Origin of the sequence: Formosa sp. A9 (assembly GCF_051200825.1) — a bacterium.
Classification (GTDB): Bacteria; Bacteroidota; Bacteroidia; order Flavobacteriales; family Flavobacteriaceae; genus Formosa.
Genome location: NZ_CP195158.1, coordinates 1,570,010 through 1,587,535, shown reverse-complemented (window position 1 = coordinate 1,587,535; position 17,526 = coordinate 1,570,010). Strand labels below are relative to the sequence as shown.

At 35.6% G+C, this 17,526-nt stretch carries 16 protein-coding genes; 5 read left to right on the top strand and 11 right to left on the bottom strand.

The genetic code is table 11. The features are described from left to right. Window positions 1-59 precede the first annotated feature (59 nt). The 4 genes from yajC to ACR9EA_RS07160 form a co-directional block, all read right to left on the bottom strand. Window positions 60-362 carry a preprotein translocase subunit YajC gene (gene yajC / locus ACR9EA_RS07175; protein ID WP_435139152.1) on the bottom strand — a complete coding sequence of 101 codons (303 nt, stop codon included), beginning with the start codon at window positions 360-362 and terminating at the stop codon, window positions 60-62. A 3-nt stretch (window positions 363-365) separates the two neighbouring features. Continuing rightward, a complete protein-coding gene (locus ACR9EA_RS07170; protein ID WP_435139150.1) occupies window positions 366-863 on the bottom strand; it encodes a DUF1573 domain-containing protein in 498 nt (165 codons plus the stop codon). 42 nt (window positions 864-905) lie between these two features. Further along, a complete protein-coding gene (nusB, locus tag ACR9EA_RS07165; protein WP_435139148.1) occupies window positions 906-1,850 on the bottom strand; it encodes a transcription antitermination factor NusB in 945 nt (314 codons plus the stop codon). Window positions 1,851-1,982: 132 nt separating this feature from the next. Beyond that, window positions 1,983-3,086, bottom strand: a complete 1,104-nt coding sequence (locus ACR9EA_RS07160) for a Glu/Leu/Phe/Val family dehydrogenase (protein WP_435139146.1) — start codon at window positions 3,084-3,086, stop codon at window positions 1,983-1,985. A gap of 136 nt (window positions 3,087-3,222) precedes the next feature. On the opposite strand from ACR9EA_RS07160, the gene ACR9EA_RS07155 reads away from it, so the two are divergent. After that, window positions 3,223-4,983, top strand: a complete 1,761-nt coding sequence (locus tag ACR9EA_RS07155; protein ID WP_435139144.1) for an ABC transporter ATP-binding protein — start codon at window positions 3,223-3,225, stop codon at window positions 4,981-4,983. Between the two features lie 116 nt (window positions 4,984-5,099). Beyond that, complete coding sequence (locus ACR9EA_RS07150; protein WP_435139142.1) at window positions 5,100-5,492, top strand: PUR family DNA/RNA-binding protein; 393 nt, start codon at window positions 5,100-5,102, stop codon at window positions 5,490-5,492. Window positions 5,493-5,544: 52 nt separating this feature from the next. Here ACR9EA_RS07150 and ACR9EA_RS07145 read toward each other — a convergent pair whose 3' ends face one another. The 3 genes from ACR9EA_RS07145 to ACR9EA_RS07135 are packed head-to-tail and all read right to left on the bottom strand — an operon-like array spanning window position 5,545 to window position 7,823. Then, on the bottom strand, window positions 5,545-6,585 hold the full coding sequence (locus tag ACR9EA_RS07145; RefSeq protein WP_435139140.1) for a 1-acyl-sn-glycerol-3-phosphate acyltransferase: 1,041 nt from the start codon (window positions 6,583-6,585) through the stop codon (window positions 5,545-5,547). Next, entirely contained in the window at window positions 6,582-7,484 is a 903-nt protein-coding gene (locus ACR9EA_RS07140) for a bile acid:sodium symporter family protein (protein WP_435139138.1), read from the bottom strand. Before ACR9EA_RS07140 ends, ACR9EA_RS07145 begins: the two co-directional genes overlap by 4 nt. A gap of 3 nt (window positions 7,485-7,487) precedes the next feature. After that, on the bottom strand, window positions 7,488-7,823 hold the full coding sequence (locus tag ACR9EA_RS07135) for a tRNA-binding protein (protein WP_435139136.1): 336 nt from the start codon (window positions 7,821-7,823) through the stop codon (window positions 7,488-7,490). A 47-nt stretch (window positions 7,824-7,870) separates the two neighbouring features. Between ACR9EA_RS07135 and ACR9EA_RS07130 the strand changes: the two genes are divergently transcribed. Next, window positions 7,871-8,431 (top strand): thioredoxin family protein, encoded by a 561-nt coding sequence (locus ACR9EA_RS07130; protein WP_435139134.1) that lies wholly within the window; start codon window positions 7,871-7,873, stop codon window positions 8,429-8,431. Here ACR9EA_RS07130 and ACR9EA_RS07125 read toward each other — a convergent pair. The 3 genes from ACR9EA_RS07125 to ACR9EA_RS07115 form a co-directional block, all read right to left on the bottom strand. Then, the gene (locus tag ACR9EA_RS07125) at window positions 8,421-8,969 is read right to left on the bottom strand and encodes a YfiT family bacillithiol transferase (RefSeq protein ID WP_435139132.1); all 549 of its coding nucleotides are present in this window, start codon (window positions 8,967-8,969) and stop codon (window positions 8,421-8,423) included. The genes ACR9EA_RS07130 and ACR9EA_RS07125 overlap by 11 nt on opposite strands. 8 nt (window positions 8,970-8,977) lie before the next feature. Continuing rightward, the gene (locus tag ACR9EA_RS07120; protein WP_435139130.1) at window positions 8,978-10,207 is read right to left on the bottom strand and encodes a hypothetical protein; all 1,230 of its coding nucleotides are present in this window, start codon (window positions 10,205-10,207) and stop codon (window positions 8,978-8,980) included. A gap of 114 nt (window positions 10,208-10,321) precedes the next feature. After that, window positions 10,322-11,257: a peptidylprolyl isomerase gene (locus tag ACR9EA_RS07115; RefSeq protein ID WP_435139128.1), complete on the bottom strand. Its 936-nt coding sequence runs from the start codon at window positions 11,255-11,257 to the stop codon at window positions 10,322-10,324. A gap of 328 nt (window positions 11,258-11,585) precedes the next feature. Between ACR9EA_RS07115 and pta the strand changes: the two genes are divergently transcribed. Together pta and ACR9EA_RS07105 are read left to right on the top strand one after the other, a co-directional pair. Beyond that, a complete protein-coding gene (gene pta, locus ACR9EA_RS07110; protein WP_435139126.1) occupies window positions 11,586-13,679 on the top strand; it encodes a phosphate acetyltransferase in 2,094 nt (697 codons plus the stop codon). A 30-nt stretch (window positions 13,680-13,709) separates the two neighbouring features. Then, window positions 13,710-14,897, top strand: a complete 1,188-nt coding sequence (locus tag ACR9EA_RS07105; protein WP_435139124.1) for an acetate/propionate family kinase — start codon at window positions 13,710-13,712, stop codon at window positions 14,895-14,897. 187 nt (window positions 14,898-15,084) lie between these two features. On the opposite strand, the gene recQ is transcribed toward ACR9EA_RS07105, so the two are convergent. Beyond that, a complete protein-coding gene (gene recQ / locus ACR9EA_RS07100) occupies window positions 15,085-17,286 on the bottom strand; it encodes a DNA helicase RecQ (RefSeq protein WP_435139122.1) in 2,202 nt (733 codons plus the stop codon). Between the last annotated feature and the right edge of the window lie 240 nt (window positions 17,287-17,526).

Below are 17,526 nucleotides of genomic sequence, written 5' to 3'. Positions count from 1 at the left end.
AAAAAAGGCTTTCAAAATTAATATTTGAAAGCCTTTTTATTATTGTATAGATCCAGAGCCTATTTAGACTTAGTTTCTGGTGTTTTATTTAAAGGTTCGCTCATTTCCATAGAAATAGCAGAACGCTCAAACTTAATTTTACCAGCTAAAGTTTCAATAACACAACTGTTATCCTTATCGTTTAAATCTACAATTTTCCCGTGCATACCACTTTTAGTAACTACACGATCGCCGCGTTTTAACTCGGCTGCAAATTTCTTTTCTTTCTTTTGACGTTTCATTTGCGGTGCAATCATAAAGAAATACATAACCACAAATATTAATATAAACGGCAAAACAGAGCCCATCATACCTTCTCCCATGGATTACGATTGTATTTGAGGTACTGGTGATTTTTGAATTTTGCTAGGCGCATTAGGATCTGGCTTTACAAACGCTTTAATTTTAACTAAATCTTTACCAGACTCTGTATTAGAAGTCACAGTAATTGTTTTAGTTACGTTATTAGCGCCAGAACCATTAAACTTAACGGTAAACTGCCCAGTTTCGCCTGGTGCTAAAGGCTCTTTGCTCCAGTCTTTTGGTACAGTACAACCACAAGAGGTAGCAATATTGGTAATAACTAATGGGGCTTCTCCTGTATTTTTGTATTTAAATACAGTTTCTACCTGAGTTTTAGATTCAATTTCTCCAAAATCGTGCTCTGTTTCTTCAAAAGCAATTACTGGAAATTTTGAAGCATTGGCATCGCGTTCTGCAGCTTCTGCAACATTTTGTTCGCTAATTTTTTTTGAAGCATCGTCTTTACAAGATGTAAAAGCGATTAAACATAAGGTGCTTAATCCTAATATTATTTTTTTCATGATAATGTTTTTTGAGGGCATAAATGTAATAATAATTTCCTATTACATCAACCCACGCCCTACTTTATTTAAGGTTCCCTTTTCTTGATATTCCTTTACCAGCTTATCTAAAATACCATTTATAAATATGCTACTTTTAGGTGTAGAATATTCTTTGGCAATTTCTAAATACTCGTTTATAGTTACTTTAACAGGTATAGAAGGAAAGTTTTGAAGCTCGCAAACAGCCATTTGCAATAAAATATAATCTATTTGTGCAATACGCTCTGCTTCCCAGTTTTTAGCTTTAGCATCAATAGCTTCGTTAAGTTTGGTTTGGTTTAAAATGGTTTTTTTAAACAATTTTATAGCAAACTCCTTATCGTCTATATCTTTAAATAATTTAGGCACAAAAAAAGTATCTGCTGCATCTGACTTTACTTTGCGCAACTGCTTTAAAATGGTAGTATTTACGATTGGTAAATCGTCTAACCAAGTTAAATTCTTATCTTCTAAATAATCGTAAAGTTTGTCGTTAGGAGCTATAATTTCTTTAAAAACATCTACAATAAAATGCTTGTCTTCTTTAAATGAAGAGGTACGCGTTTTCATATACTCTTTATATAAATCGCTTGCTAAAATAGCTTTGTAGATAAGTTCTACATACTCATCGTCTAAATCCCAGTTGTTAACACCGTAACGTTCTAAAGCGTCTTTTAAGGCACGGTTATTTTTTAGAAGTTGAAGCACTTCGTTGTTAACAAATTTTCTGTTCGGATTTTTATCTTCGGCCGTCGGTAAGTGTTTTAAAGAAGATTTATCTAAATAATCTTCGGCCATTTTTTGTACTTCAATAAGTAAAGACCATTGCAACAAATAGAGACTGTACATATCCTCTAAACTATGCGATAAAAATTTTTGATCTTTACTAAAATCGTCACTCTCCCCACCTTTAAAGGCGTAAATGGTTTGCATGACTTTTATTCGAATATGACGTCTGTTAAGCATGTTTACAAAGAACTTTTTATTATCTTTTTAAGATGATTGATATACATTTAAGTCTAAATTGACCCTGAAATTAAAAAGGCGAAAGTGATTTCACTTTCGCCCTGCAAAAATAAACTTTTTAAGCTAATAATATTATTTATTATTCTCTTTTTTTCTGTTTTCTATTCTGGCTTTAGCCACCTGAAGCGCTGCTTCGTGGGTTGTAATACCATTTACTTCGGCATTGGTTAAAATGTCTAAAGTTGTATTGTATATATTTTCTGTTTTACGCATAATTTCCTGTTTACCGTAACCTTCTAATTCGGCATAAACATTAATAATACCACCGGCATTAATTAAAAAGTCTGGTGCGTAAACAATACCGCGTTCCTGTAAAATTAAACCGTGCTCTTGCTCGTTAGCCAATTGGTTATTAGCTGCACCAGCAATAATTTTAGCTTGAATTTTATTAACGGTATCGTTATTAACTGTAGCGCCCAAAGCACAAGGTGCATAAATATCTACAGACTCACTATATAAATCGTTACCATTATAAATGCTGGCACCATAGGTTTTACTAACAGCCTCTAAACGCTCTTGGTTTAAATCGCTAATAATAACTTTAGCACCTTCTTTAGTTAAATGGTCTACCAAAGCCTCTCCAACATGGCCAATACCTTGTACTAAAACCGATTTGCCATCTAAATTATCCGATCCGAATTTAAACTTAGCAGCAGCTTTCATCCCCATGTAAACGCCAAAAGCTGTAATTGGCGACGGATTACCTGCACCGCCTTTAGATTCTGAAATTCCCGTTACATAAGGTGTTACTTCACGTACCAAGTCCATATCGGCAGTTTCCATACCTACGTCTTCTGCTGTAATGTATTTTCCGCTTAAACCATTTACAAACTCACCAAATTTCTTCATTAATTCTGGTGTTTTTTGGGTTTTAGCATCTCCAATAATAACGGCTTTACCGCCACCTAAATTTAAACCTGTTACAGCCGACTTATAAGTCATTCCACGCGATAAGCGCAAAACATCATTTAAGGCTTCCCATTCGTTATTGTAGTTCCACATTCTGGTTCCTCCCAACGCTGGACCTAATACTGTATTATGTATACCAATTATTGCTTTTAAACCTGTATCTTTGTCGTTGCAAAATACAATTTGCTCATGATTATTAAAAGAGATCTGCCCGAAAACAGGATCAACTTTATAAAGTTCGTTTGCATGAATAACGTCTGAAACCATTTTAGCTATTTTTTAAGTTAATGTTGTTTATTTTAAAATATTCTTAAAAACACATGCCAAAACTAACACTAAATTATCATATTCTCAAAATTATTTTTCTTAAAAAATCAATCGATTATATAAATTTTAAAGCTTAATGAAAGCCCTTCAACATTTAAACAAATACTTTCTTAAATATAAAACCCAACTTATAATTGGTATTTTAATAACCATAATTGCACGTATCTTTTTACTGTTTACCCCGCGTTTTGTTCGCGAAATTTTTAAGGTTGTAGAAGACTATCAACAAGGTGTAATTACAGATCCTGCTGTGGTACGCGCCGAACTTTTAGAAGATATTCTTTACATTATAGGTGCTGCTATTGTTGCTGGTATTTTTACTTTTTTAATGCGACAAACCATTATTAACATGTCGCGCTATATTGAATACGATTTAAAAAACGAAATCTATCAACAATATCAGCGCTTATCTTTAAACTTCTACAAAAAGAATCGTACTGGCGATTTAATGAACCGTATAAGCGAAGACGTTGGTCGCGTTCGTATGTATGCTGGCCCAGCTATTATGTATAGCATTAATACCATTACGCTATTTATTATTGCACTCTTGTACATGTATAGCGAAGCACCTACCCTAACCCTGTATACCATTGTACCGCTTCCTATTTTATCGATAGCGATTTATAAATTAAGTAAAGAAATCCACAAACGTAGTACCATAGTACAGGTGTATTTATCAAAATTATCAACGTTTACACAAGAGAGTTTTAGTGGTATTTCTGTGATAAAAGCTTACGGTATCGAGCCACAAACGGCTACAAATTTCGAAAATTTATCCGAAGGCAGTAAAGACAAACAATTGGCATTGGTGCGCATTCAAGCGCTGTTTTTTCCTATGATGGTGCTTTTAATTGGTATTAGTAATTTAATTGTTATTTACATTGGGGGCATGCAATATATTGATGGAGAAATTGATAGCCTTGGTACTATTGCCGAATTTATTATTTATGTAAACATGCTCACCTGGCCAGTGGCTACTGTTGGCTGGGTAACGTCGATTATACAACAAGCTGAAGCTTCGCAAAAACGCATCAATGAATTTTTAGACATAGAACCCGAAATAAAAAACACAGTTGAAACGCCTTCAAACATTACTGGAGATATTGCTTTTAACAACGTATCTTTCACCTACGACGACACCAATATTGAAGCCATAAAACAGGTTAGTTTTTCTATAAAACATGGCGAAACGCTAGCAATTATTGGTAAAACAGGTTCGGGTAAATCTACCGTTTTAGATCTTATAGGCAGACTTTACGACTGTAATTCTGGTACAATTACCATAGACAATACCCCGATAGACCAACTAAACCTGTATAGCTTAAGGGATAGTATTGGCTATGTACCACAAGATGCCTTTTTGTTTTCGGACAGCATAAAAAACAATATCCGTTTTGGTAAAGAAAATGCCACCGAAGACGAAGTTATAGAAGCCGCAAAATTAGCCCAAGTACATAAAAACATTACAAAATTTGCCCAAGGTTACAATACCATTTTAGGCGAGCGTGGCATTACCTTATCTGGCGGGCAAAAACAACGGGTTTCTATTGCACGCGCCATTATTAAAGATCCTAAAATATTATTGTTCGACGATTGCCTGTCGGCTGTAGATACCGAAACCGAAGAAAAAATTCTGTCTAACTTATATAAAATCGCAACAGGAAAAACAACGATTATTGTAAGCCACAGAGTGTCTTCGGCTAAAAATGCCGACAAAATTATTGTTTTAGACGATGGAAAAATTATTCAACAAGGCACACATAACGCGCTAATTAACGCCGAGGGTTACTACAAAACCCTATATTTAAAGCAACTTAGTGAAAAAGAATTATCATAATTTGTTGGTTGGTAATTCTTTTTTTTAGATTTTTGAATGCAAATTGCTTTTCATTTCAAAAAATTAATAGCAACATAAATTAACATTTATAAATTTTATTAATAGCAAATAGGACTATGAATAATAATGACATGATGGAGAAAGAGGAGATTTTTTCTAAAGTATTGCGCGCTGGAAGACGAACATATTTCTTTGATGTTAGAGCGACTAAAGCAGGAGATTATTACTTAACAATTACTGAAAGTAAAAAATTTACCAACGACGACGGGTCGTACCACTACAAAAAACATAAAATATACCTTTACAAAGAAGACTTCGCTGAATTTAGAGATATTTTAGAAGAAATGACCGATTACATTATTAATGAAAAGGGAGATGAAGTTATTAGCGAGCGTCACCAAAAAGACTTTAAAAAAGAGTACAATGACGACGATGCCATAGCTGAAAGCGTAGAAGTAGGCCAAAGCGCTGCCGAAAAATTTACAGATATCGATTTTGATGATATTTAACAATACCCTTAAAGACCATTACCTCGCAAAAAAGTAATGGTCTTTTTTTTTCTTAAAGTTTTACAGCCAACAAAGCTATTGTTAAAACTGTCAATAACCACCCTAAGGCTAAATGCCATCCCAATAATAATCCTAAAGTAATTGCTACTAAAAGCAAATACATAGGCACTAAGGTTATAGACCAAGCAAACCTAAAAGTAGCCATAAACTCATCTTCTTTAATTTTTGGCCGTAAAACCAATTTCCAAAGCCAATACACCGGAAATACATTCAAAATTAAGGCGTATTTAAAAAGTGATTTCAAACCTAAAAACGCCGTTGGTTTTTGCTCAAAACCTTCAATTATAGCTTCCTGTTCTATATAATAATTAACTTGTTCTGGATTTAAAAAATTGGCATTATGCTTATGCAAGCGATGCGCCATACTATCGTAATCTGGCGAAGAAATATGTGTTGTTAATTGCTGAATCTGATTTTGAATAGTTATTTTCAATTCTTTTTCGACTTGTTTCCTGTCTTTCAAAAACTCCTTATTTACAACTAAAGATTGTCCAATCTGTAATAGCATACTATCGCCATATTGTTTGGCATTTTGGTAGTTTACACCTACAGGAAGCAGTTGCAACGCTATATTAGGATAGGCATCTAACGTCTCAAAAACCAATCGCGTAAACCCTTTACTTAACGGACGCACTTTTCGTTTTAAAGAATGATTCCCCTCTGGAAAAATAACTATAGCTTCGTTGTCATGCAATAATGTTGTACAGCGTTTAAAAATATCGTTATTATTACTAATTGTTTGCCAACCATCTCTAACTCTGTATACAGGCAACATGCGTAACCGTTTTAAAATTCGAGCGATAACTGGCTTTTGAAACACACTGGCACGGGTTAAATAATAACAAAAACGACCAGATTTAGTAGCTATTATTAAAGCATCCATCAATGCGTTTTGGTGATTCGATAAAAATAAAACCGGCTTATTTTCAGGCACATGTTCCTTACCTCTCACCTGTATTTTTTTATAGTTAAAATACAAGCCTAAAGCAACATAACTTCTTACAATAGATAAACCTATATTTGAAAACCTCATCTATTTATAGCTTTATTAGACCAATAAAATGCGATTATTAAACCAGATATAATGTGCCAGACACCCCAAAACGCAGCAATTATTGCCATTCCGCCTAAACCATTAAAAAAAGTAAATATTAAAAGTAATCCTAATCCAGAATTCTGTATTCCTGTTTCTATAGCAATGGTTTTTTGATTGTCGAAAGACAATTTAAAAGCTTTGGCTACAAAAAAGCCCATCAATAAAGCCAGAAAATTATGGCCTATTCCTATAAACAAAACCTGACCGACATACGCTTCAAAAACCTCTATATTGTTTGAAAACGCAATGATTACAATTGACACAAATACTAATATTGAAAAAGGTTTAAGTAATTTAGATAGTTTTACCGAAAAGTGCGGTTTAAAGTGCCTTACCAACATGCCTAAAACCAACGGAATTCCTAAAATTAGCATCACCACTTGTATTAAATCTAAAGGCTGTAATGCTACATCTTTTATAATATGTGCCGTTGGTGCGTATAAATGTCCGTAAAACTCAAAATTAAAAGGCGTCATTAATACAGCTACAAATGTAGACAGCGCTGTAAGACTTACCGATAACGCTGCGTTTCCTTTGGCCAAGTGCGTCATAAAATTCGAAATATTGCCTCCTGGACAAGCAGCAACCATCATCATTCCCAAAGCGATACTTGGTTTTGGCGCTACTAAAACTATTATACCGTAGGTTAAAAGCGGTAGCAAAACAAATTGCGATAACAGGCCAACACCTACAAGCTTTGGATGTTTTAATAATTCTTTAAAATCGTTTGTGGTAATTCCTAAGGCAACACCAAACATAACTACAGCTAAGGCAATATTTAAAACCCATAGGCTATCGCTATTAAAATTAATTTTTACCAGATCTATATCCTGCATATATTAAAGTACGGGTGTCCCGTTTTTAACCTGTAATTCTGGATGTAACAGCATAACATCTTTCTCCTTAACCGCCCCTAAAACCAAGCATTCGCTCATAAAATTTGCAATTTGTTTTTTAGGAAAATTAACAACAGCCACTATTTGTCTGTTTAATAAATCTTCCTTGTTGTATAAAGTTGTTATTTGCGCCGATGTTTTTTTAATACCTAATGTTCCAAAATCAATATGCAATTGGTAGGCAGGGTTTCTCGCTTTAGGAAAATCGTTAACCTCTATAATAGTACCAACCCGTAAATCGACTTGGCTAAAATCCTCAAAATTTATGGTGTTTTTCATTTTTTAAAAGTACAAATTATTACGAACTTTGATAAAAATTTCACATCATGGCCAATACTCCTTCCAATATGATGCCTTTAAATACTAAGGCACCAGATTTTAAACTATTAGATACAATTTCGGATACCGTTTTGTCTTTAGACCAACTTAAAGGCGAAAAAGCAACAGTACTATTTTTTATATGCAACCACTGCCCTTTTGTAAAACATGTAAATGCAGAATTGGTAAATCTTGCAAAAGACTTTAAAACTGAAGGTGTAAACTGTATTGGTATTTCCAGTAACGATGTAGAACATTACCCGCAAGATGGCCCAGATAAAATGAAAGCACATGCCGCTGTTAAAGGTTATAATTTCCCTTATTTATACGATAAAACCCAAGACGTTGCAAAAGCTTATGATGCAGCCTGCACACCTGACTTTTATGTATTCGATGCCGCTTTAAAACTGCAATATCGCGGGCAGCTAGACGATTCTAGGCCTGGAAACAATATACCAGTTACAGGAGAAGCCATTAGACATGCCCTAAATTGTATTTTAAACAATGTGGAAAATACCCAGCCACAAAAACCAAGTATTGGCTGCAATATTAAGTGGTTTAAATCGTAATCCACCCTTTGCGTTCTAGAGCTTTTAAAATATGGGCGTAATGATGGTTACTATGCCAAGCATAAATACCTATATTTTCTTTTAGCGGTACCGTTTTTTGCGTTTCGGGATGCACAAAACTTTTGTTTAAATCGGTTTCGGATAACGTTCGTATTAAATACACCAATTTTTTATGAATGGCTTCTATGTGCAATAAAGACATACTTACAGGTGCGTGTTTCGTATCTTCTAACTTAGCCCACTCGTCTTGATTATAGGCTTTAATTAACGGCGTATCTTCTGTTAAACTCCATTTAAACCGCGTATAACTATGATGGTGGCTATCGGCTATATGGTGTACCACTTGTCTAATCGTCCAACCGCCTGGACGGTACTCAGAATCTAATTGATAATCGGTTAAAGGCTTCACTAAGGCATTTAAACGTTTTGGATAACCATCTAAAACCGCTACCCATGTTTTTAGGTGATGCTCTGTAATTGTATCGGGACATTCAAAATGACCGATTGGATATTTTAATTGTTCTTCAGAAGTTTCCATAATCTAAATTAAAAATAATACATAAATCCAAAACTTATTCGCATGGCATCACAACTTTTAGAAATGCTTCCATCAACAGTATTTACAGCTCCAGAGATGTCTAAATCCTTCACTCCATAATCCAACTCTAAACCTACTGTCATGCGTTCGTAAGCATCGTACATCACATTAAAAATACCATAATAATGCTGATGGACAAAATCGCCCTCTAAATAAACCTCATCAATATCGGTAGTTTCGTTAACAATAAACCTTTCGGAATCGTCTAAATTAAATCGAGTAAACCCTAATACCGCATTAGCATGCCATTTGTCTGTAAAAAAATATTCGTAAGAGGCCCATCCGCCAAAAGCTGGCGTGGCATCAAAATCGCCTCCGCTAGACGGATAACCATCGTAACCGCTTCCTGCAACCGTAGTTAGATAGGCAGAAATGCCTTTACCTCCCACAATCTGAAACTGGAAACTATTTTTGTTAGGCTTATACATGCCGCTAAAGGTTAGTCCATACCCAACAAAACTATCTACTTCATCATTTAATTTATAGCGTACGCTTCTAAAAATGGACGACATTCTTAAGTGCCCCCAATCCTGTTTATGTTTAATCGCAAAAGTAATGTCGGGAAACACCTGATCGGCTTCATCTACCAATGGTTGTAATTCTTCGTATGCAAAATTAGTGTTAATCGGAGCTTCTAAACTCGCTTCGTAAATCCAACTAGTATCCGCAAATGTGTTCATGTATTTTATGTGTGGTGTACGCAACCAAATGCCCGATGGCGGTCCTTCCCATTCCATAATATTTGGCCAAAGTGCTTCATCTCCAAAATTATTCCAGGTTTGTCCAATTTGCCAGTGTGTAGTCTCTACGTAGGCTTTACGCAATCTCATGTGGCCATTGCCTCCCCAAAAATCAGACTCTACTACTGCTTGTATAACCCGACCATCTTTTTGTATGTACGTGGTTTTAAGCTGCAATTGCGTTTGGTATAAATCTACCTTCAGACTTTTATCGTCATTAGTTCCGAATACATTTATACGCCCAACATTAAACGTTTCGCTATCGTTTAACCCACCATATAAATCTAAATAGCCATTCAGCTTCATATTAACCCCCAAACTACTTTTAAATCTTGGTTTCTCGCCTACAGAATCTTTTGAAGTCACTGTTAAAAATGGGTCTTGAGCCCAAGCCATGGCAGACATTAAAATACAGAATAGCGTAATTTTACACCTCATAATAGTTTTATTTACAAACCATTAAGTTAAATATTTTTAAGGTAAAAAAACTACAATTCATAAAAAAAGCTACCTTTTTTAGGTAGCTTTAGTTTGTTCTATTTCTAATAGATATTATTTAACATCCATAAGCTCTACATCAAAAATAAGTGTAGCGTCTGGCGGAATTACACCACCTGCACCGCGAGACCCGTAACCCAAAGTACTCGGAATAACTAAACGTGCCTTATCGCCAACTTCTAACAGTTGAATACCTTCATCCCAACCTGGAATAACTTGACCAACACCTATAGGAAATTCTATTGGTTCTTTTCTTTTATATGAAGAATCGAAAACCGTACCGTCTGTTAACTGTCCTTTATAATGTACTGAAACGGTTTGGCCTTGCTTGGCTTTTTTTCCGCTTTTTGCCGCTTGAAGCACTTGGTAACGCAATCCGCTATCGGTTTTATTAAAACCAGCCGCAATTTTATCTAACTCGGCATCTTGTGCCGCTTTAGCCTCTGCTAAACGTTTTTCGCGAGCACCTTCAAAAGTTCTAAAAGCTTCAACAGCATGGAACGCTTCTGCTGCTTCGCCTACGCGTATAATTTCTAACGATTCGATTGCATCGCCTTGCGCAATAGCATCTACTACTTCTTGTCCTTCTACAACATGCCCAAAAACAGTATGCGCGTTGTCTAACCATGGGGTTTCTACGTGCGTGATAAAAAACTGACTCCCGTTAGTGCCTGGACCTGCATTGGCCATAGATAATATACCTGGGCGATCGTGTTTTAATTCTGGGTGAAATTCGTCATCGAATTGATATCCTGGATTTCCAGTTCCTGTACCTTGTGGGCAACCACCTTGAATCATAAAATCTGGAATCACACGGTGAAATTTCAATCCGTTATAATAAGGATTGCCTTGAGGTTTAGCCGAGTTTTCTAAATTACCTTCGGCCAAAGCCACAAAATTCCCAACTGTTCCTGGAGTTTTCTCGAACTCTAAAGCTACTAAAATGTCGCCTTTTGTAGTATTAAATTTGGCGTATAATCCGTCTTGCATTGGTTTCTTTTTAAATGAGGTGCAAAGATAAAAAAATGATTGGCCAATAAAAAGCCTTATTGCGTTATCGTGTTGTTAAATGAGCTTCTGTACAAGGCGTAATTTACTTTCAAATTTAGAAAGCCATACTTATATAAATCAACTGCATTTCAAAAAAGGACCTCGTGTAAATTAAGCTTTAAAACATGACAAATATCAGTACTTAACAATCCTAAAATGTAGACCTTTGCATTTTAATACCATATTAATAGTTAGTAAATTTCTAATTCTAACTGTTAAAAAAAACGCTTAAAAATCATTAAATTAGTAGGAAATTAAAATTCATATAATGAATAAAGGACTTTACATTGCCACTTTAGAACCTAACAGCGGTAAATCTATCATCTCGCTAGGGCTAATGCAAAACATTTTAGGAAAGACAGCCAAAGTAGCTTATTTTAGACCTGTAATTAATAAAGATGCATCAGGTAAACACGATAACCACATAGAAACCATTTTATCGCATTTTAATCTAGATATTCCTTATACCGACACCTATGCCCTTACCCGTAACGAAATTATGCAAAATAGAAATGCAGGTAAAATAGGTGATTCTCTAGACATTATTATTAAAAAATACAAAGCTTTAGAAGAGCAATACGATTTTATACTGGTTGAAGGTACCGACTTTACTGGAGAAGGTAGTGTTTTTGAATTCGACTGGAATGTTAATATTGCTAAAAACCTAGGGTTGCCTACACTTTTAGTAAGTACCGGAGTTGGTAAAACCCTAGAAGAGTTTACAAGCAGCTTGGAAATGGCTTATAAAACATATAAAGAAGAAGATGTTGAAGTTATCGCCCTCATTGCTAACAAAATACAACCTAAAAACATCGATATTCTGACCGCCGCGCTACAAAAATTTCTGCCAGATCATGTAGAAGTTTTAACCATACCTATGGTAAAGTCTTTAGCATCGCCAACAATGAAAGAAATAAAAGACACACTCCAGGGAGAAGTGCTCTTTGGCGAGGAACATTTAAGTAATTTATCGGGTAAATTTGCTGTGGGAGCTATGCAATTACGCAACTTTTTAACCCACATTACAGAAGGTTCTGTTGTAATAACCCCAGGAGATCGCGCCGATTTAATTTTAGGTTCGTTGCAAGCACATATTTCCAGCAACTACCCTAGTATTTCTGGTATTGTTTTAACTGGCGGCATAAAACCAGAACCGCCTATATTGCAATTAATAGATGGCTTATCTACCGTGGTTCCTGTAATTTCTGTAAACGACGGCACCTTTAACACCACACATAAAATTGGTAATATAAAATCTAATATCTATGCCGAAAGCAAGTCTAAAATATTAACCTCTATAGAAACCTTTCAGAAATACGTCTCTGCCGAAGGATTATTAGATAAATTAACTTCTTTCGAAAATAAAGTAATTACCCCAAGAATGTTTCAGTTTAACCTGATTCAAAAAGCACTCAAACATAAAAAACGCATTGTACTTCCCGAAGCACTAGATCCTAGAATTTTAACAGCAGCCGCCCGTTTGGCTGTATTAGATATTGTAGACATTGTGCTGTTAGGCGACCCAAAAGCCATAAAAGCTAAAGTTAATGAAATTGGGTTGCAGTTTGATTTAAAGAAAGTACAGATTATTTTACCTGCTTCGTACAGTAAATTCGAAGATTATGTAAACACCTTCTACGAGCTCCGCAAGCACAAAAATGTAAATATGGATATGGCTCGGGATATGATGAACGATGTCTCGTATTTTGCAACAATGATGATTTATAAGGGCGATGCCGATGGCATGGTATCGGGTGCAATACACACGACGCAACACACCATTCGTCCTGCTTTACAATTTATAAAAACTAAACCTGGTTGCTCTATCGTATCATCGGTATTCTTTATGTGCCTAGACGATCGCGTTTCTGTATTTGGAGATTGCGCTATTAACCCAAATCCTAATGCCGCACAATTGGCAGAAATTGCCATATCATCGGCCCACAGTGCCGCTGCCTTTGGTATAGAACCTAGAGTTGCCATGTTATCGTATTCTTCGGGAACCTCTGGACAAGGTGCCGATGTAGAAAAAGTGCGAGAAGCCACAGAAATTGTAAAACAAAAATGTCCTGACCTAAAAATAGAAGGTCCAATACAATACGATGCCGCAGTTGATTTGAATGTCGGTAAAAGTAAAATGCCTGGCTCCGAAGTTGCAGGACAGGCCACAGTGCTTATATTCCCAGACCTTAACACAGGAAACAACACCTATAAAGCCGTACAAAGAGAAACAGGCGCTTTGGCTATTGGTCCAATGTTACAAGGGCTTAATAAACCCGTTAACGATTTAAGCCGAGGATGTACCGTAGACGACGTCTTTAACACCGTAGTTTTAACTGCTATACAAGCACAAGGCCTTTAATTAAACAGCCTTACAACACTTTAATTTATTATGAAAATACTCGTTATTAACTCCGGAAGCTCATCTATTAAATTTCAACTTATAGAAATGCCTTCCAAAATTGTTATTGCTTCTGGTTTGGTAGAACGCATTGGACTTTACAACGCCGAATTACATTACAAAACAGAGACGAATGCAATAGATACTTTAACGGAAATACAAAACCACAGCGTAGGTTTAGAAAAAATAGTAGATCTTTTATTAGACCGAAAAGTAGGCGTTATACAATCTACCGATGATATTGCCATTATTGGACATCGGGTGGTACATGGCGGTAGCACATTTACAGACACTACTGTAATCGATAAAAAAGTGAAAGATAAAATTAAAAGTTTATTCTCTTTAGCGCCGCTTCATAACCCATCTAATTACGAAGGTATCGTCGTAGCAGAAAATATGTTCCCAAAAGCGACACAAGTAGCGGTGTTCGATACCGCCTTTCACCAAACAATTCCAGAAAAAGCCTACAAATACGCCATTCCAAACGAACTTTTAAACGATCACAAAGTTAGGTTGTACGGTTTTCATGGCACAAGTCACAAATACGTTTCAGAAAAAGCTATAGAATACTTACAATTACAAACCTCAAAAATTATTGTCATTCATTTAGGAAACGGCTGTAGTATGACCGCCGTACACAATGGCAAAAGTATAGATCACTCCTTAGGGTTTAGTCCGACCAATGGTTTAATTATGGGAACTCGAAGTGGCGATATAGACCACGGTTTAATTTTTCATATGGTTGATAATTTAGGATATACTTTAAAAGACGTTAATACTGTACTTCAGAAAAAAAGCGGTATGCTAGGGCTAACCGGGCATAGCGATTTAAGAGATATAGAAGCTAAAGCCGCTAAAGGCGATAAGAATTGCACCCTAGCTTTAGAAATGAATGCATACCGAATAAAAAAATATATTGGTAGCTATACCGCTGCAATGAACGGTTTAGATGCCATAGTATTTACAGCTGGTATTGGCGAAAACAGTGCAACAATGCGACAATTAGTATGTAAAGATATGTCGTATTTTAATTTGATTTTAGATGAAGAGCTTAACGCCATTCGCAGTCCGGAAATTAGAACGATTAGCACAACCGATTCTAAAACCAAAATTCTGGTTATCCCTACCAATGAAGAATTAGAAATAGCCAAACAATGTTATACTTTGTCTGGAAATTAAGCAAATAATAAAAGGCTTTATATAAAACGAGGCTTTTAAAAGTTTAACAGTGCGTCATTCTGTGCTTGACACAGAATCTCATCTTATTTAAAATCAATAATAATGAGAATCTGAAATAAATTCAGATTGACGAAAGATTAACTTTTAAAACCCTCGTTTTTTTCTAATTTTCTCGAACTGAAAGCAGCTAATTTGCCACCTCACTAATAAATTTTATACGATACAAACGCAATTCTTCATCGTCGTAATCGCCATCAAATTCTTCAATGGCAACATCTATTTTATCGGTTTCCGATTCCATGAAATAATCGTGAATTTCTTCTTGCTGGTCTTCATCTAAAATATCATCAATCCAATAATCGATATTTAATTTTGTGCCAGAAAACACAATAGCTTCCATTTCTTTAATAAAGTCGGCCATTTCCATGCCTTTAGCAGCTGCAATATCATCTAATGGTAATTTACGATCGATATTTTGAATGATATATAATTTTAGTCCAGAATTTAATCCAGTAGATTTTACTACAAGATCTTCGGGTCTTACAATATCGTGTTCTTCAACATAATTAGCAATTAGATCTACAAAGTCTTTACCGTATTTTTTGGCTTTACCTTCGCCTACGCCATGTACATTAGATAGCTCAGCAATCGTCATGGGATATTTTAAAGCCATATCTTCCAAAGAAGGATCTTGAAAAATAACAAAAGGTGGAACACCTAATTTTTTGGCATTTTTCTTACGCAAATCTTTTAACAACCGTATTAAAGCCTCGTCGGCACTAGCACCACCACCTTTAGCCATGGTAATAACACCATCATCTTGGGTTTCGCTGTACTCGTGGTCTTCGGTCATCATAAACGATTCTGGTTGCTTAACAAATGCTTTACCACTATCGTTTAATTTTAACACACCGTAAGTTTCGATATCCTTTTTAAGGTAACCAGCAACCAATACTTGTCGTACCAAAGCCATCCAGTATTTATCGGTTTGGTCTTTACCTTTACCAAAAAAAGGTTGCTCATCGGTTTTATGCGATTTAATAAGCGCATTGGCTTTACCCACCAACACGTTAACCAAATCTTTCGATTTGTATTTTTCTTTAGTCTTTTTAATGGTTTCTAAAAGTAGCTTTACATCGTCTTTGGCTTCGTGCTGTTTTTTAGGATGTCTTACATTATCATCCATATCGCCACCTTCTCCAGTTTCATTATCGAATTCTTCACCAAAATAATGTAGAATAAATTTTCGTCTGGATATCGATGTTTCTGCAAAAGCTACAACTTCCTGTAATAAGGCATGCCCAATTTCTTGCTCTGCCACAGGTTTACCTGACATGAATTTTTCTAATTTTTCGATGTCTTTATACGAATAATAAGCCAAACAATGTCCTTCGCCACCATCGCGGCCAGCGCGACCTGTTTCTTGGTAATAACTCTCTATACTTTTAGGAATATCGTGATGGATAACAAACCGCACGTCTGGTTTGTCTATCCCCATACCAAAGGCAATGGTAGCCACAACAACATCTACATCTTCCATTAAAAACATATCTTGATGCTTCACACGGGTTTTAGCGTCTAAACCGGCATGATACGGCAAGGCTTTTATGCCATTTACCTGTAGCACTTGCGCCAGTTCTTCTACACGCTTTCTGCTTAAGCAATATACAATCCCCGATTTTCCTTCGTGTTGTTTTATAAAACGAATAATATCGCTATCTACCTGCTTGGTCTTTGGGCGTACTTCGTAATATAAGTTAGGTCTGTTAAACGATGCTTTAAATGTAACTGCATCGCTAATACCTAAGTTTTTAAGAATATCTTCTTGAACCTTAGGAGTGGCTGTTGCGGTAAGCCCAATAATTGGAATATCGTCTCCTATACGCTTAATAATTTGCCTTAAATTTCTGTACTCTGGCCTAAAATCGTGCCCCCATTCACTAATACAATGGGCTTCATCTACCGCCAGGAAAGATATTTTTACAGATTTTAAAAAGTCTACGTTTTCTTCTTTAGTTAAAGATTCTGGTGCTACATATAGTAATTTGGTAACGCCATCGGTAATGTCTTTTTTAACCCGTTTAATTTCTGTTTTGTTTAAAGAGGAATTCAAAACATGGGCAATCCCTTCTTCGTTTGAAATGCCACGAATAGCATCTACTTGATTTTTCATAAGTGCGATTAAAGGCGAGACAATAATCGCAGTACCGTCTTGCATAAGTGCAGGAAGTTGGTAACATAACGATTTACCCCCTCCAGTCGGCATAATAACAAAGGTGTTTTTACCAGACAGCAAACTTTCTATTACTGCTTCTTGTAAGCCTTTAAAGGCATTAAACCCAAAATGTTTTTTAAGTGCCGAATGCAAGTCAATTTCAACTTTAGACATGAATTGTTTTTTAAATTAAATTACATTATTCATACACCAAAAATTATGTTAGCTATTAGTTAATTCGTAGTGTATTTCGAGAACCCTCATTATTTTTTTCGTTAGTTTTGTAGCCAATTCTAACGGAAATCTAAATTCAGAAGTTCGCGTTAGATTAAAGATAATAAAATCTTTAAAAGCATCAACCCAAAAAAACATTAAATTTTGAACAAGAATCATGCCATCGTACACACTGCTACT

Excerpts from the sequence above, each read along its gene's own strand:
- yajC (WP_435139152.1), bottom strand. The coding sequence starts at position 362 with ATGGGAGAAGGTATGATGGGCTCTGTTTTGCCGTTTATATTAATATTT.
- ACR9EA_RS07170 (WP_435139150.1), bottom strand. The coding sequence starts at position 863 with ATGAAAAAAATAATATTAGGATTAAGCACCTTATGTTTAATCGCTTTT.
- nusB (WP_435139148.1), bottom strand. The coding sequence starts at position 1,850 with ATGCTTAACAGACGTCATATTCGAATAAAAGTCATGCAAACCATTTAC.
- ACR9EA_RS07160 (WP_435139146.1), bottom strand. The coding sequence starts at position 3,086 with ATGGTTTCAGACGTTATTCATGCAAACGAACTTTATAAAGTTGATCCT.
- ACR9EA_RS07155 (WP_435139144.1), top strand. The coding sequence starts at position 3,223 with ATGAAAGCCCTTCAACATTTAAACAAATACTTTCTTAAATATAAAACC.
- ACR9EA_RS07150 (WP_435139142.1), top strand. The coding sequence starts at position 5,100 with ATGAATAATAATGACATGATGGAGAAAGAGGAGATTTTTTCTAAAGTA.
- ACR9EA_RS07145 (WP_435139140.1), bottom strand. The coding sequence starts at position 6,585 with ATGAGGTTTTCAAATATAGGTTTATCTATTGTAAGAAGTTATGTTGCT.
- ACR9EA_RS07140 (WP_435139138.1), bottom strand. The coding sequence starts at position 7,484 with ATGCAGGATATAGATCTGGTAAAAATTAATTTTAATAGCGATAGCCTA.
- ACR9EA_RS07135 (WP_435139136.1), bottom strand. The coding sequence starts at position 7,823 with ATGAAAAACACCATAAATTTTGAGGATTTTAGCCAAGTCGATTTACGG.
- ACR9EA_RS07130 (WP_435139134.1), top strand. The coding sequence starts at position 7,871 with ATGGCCAATACTCCTTCCAATATGATGCCTTTAAATACTAAGGCACCA.
- ACR9EA_RS07125 (WP_435139132.1), bottom strand. The coding sequence starts at position 8,969 with ATGGAAACTTCTGAAGAACAATTAAAATATCCAATCGGTCATTTTGAA.
- ACR9EA_RS07120 (WP_435139130.1), bottom strand. The coding sequence starts at position 10,207 with ATGAGGTGTAAAATTACGCTATTCTGTATTTTAATGTCTGCCATGGCT.
- ACR9EA_RS07115 (WP_435139128.1), bottom strand. The coding sequence starts at position 11,257 with ATGCAAGACGGATTATACGCCAAATTTAATACTACAAAAGGCGACATT.
- pta (WP_435139126.1), top strand. The coding sequence starts at position 11,586 with ATGAATAAAGGACTTTACATTGCCACTTTAGAACCTAACAGCGGTAAA.
- ACR9EA_RS07105 (WP_435139124.1), top strand. The coding sequence starts at position 13,710 with ATGAAAATACTCGTTATTAACTCCGGAAGCTCATCTATTAAATTTCAA.
- recQ (WP_435139122.1), bottom strand. The coding sequence starts at position 17,286 with ATGTCTAAAGTTGAAATTGACTTGCATTCGGCACTTAAAAAACATTTT.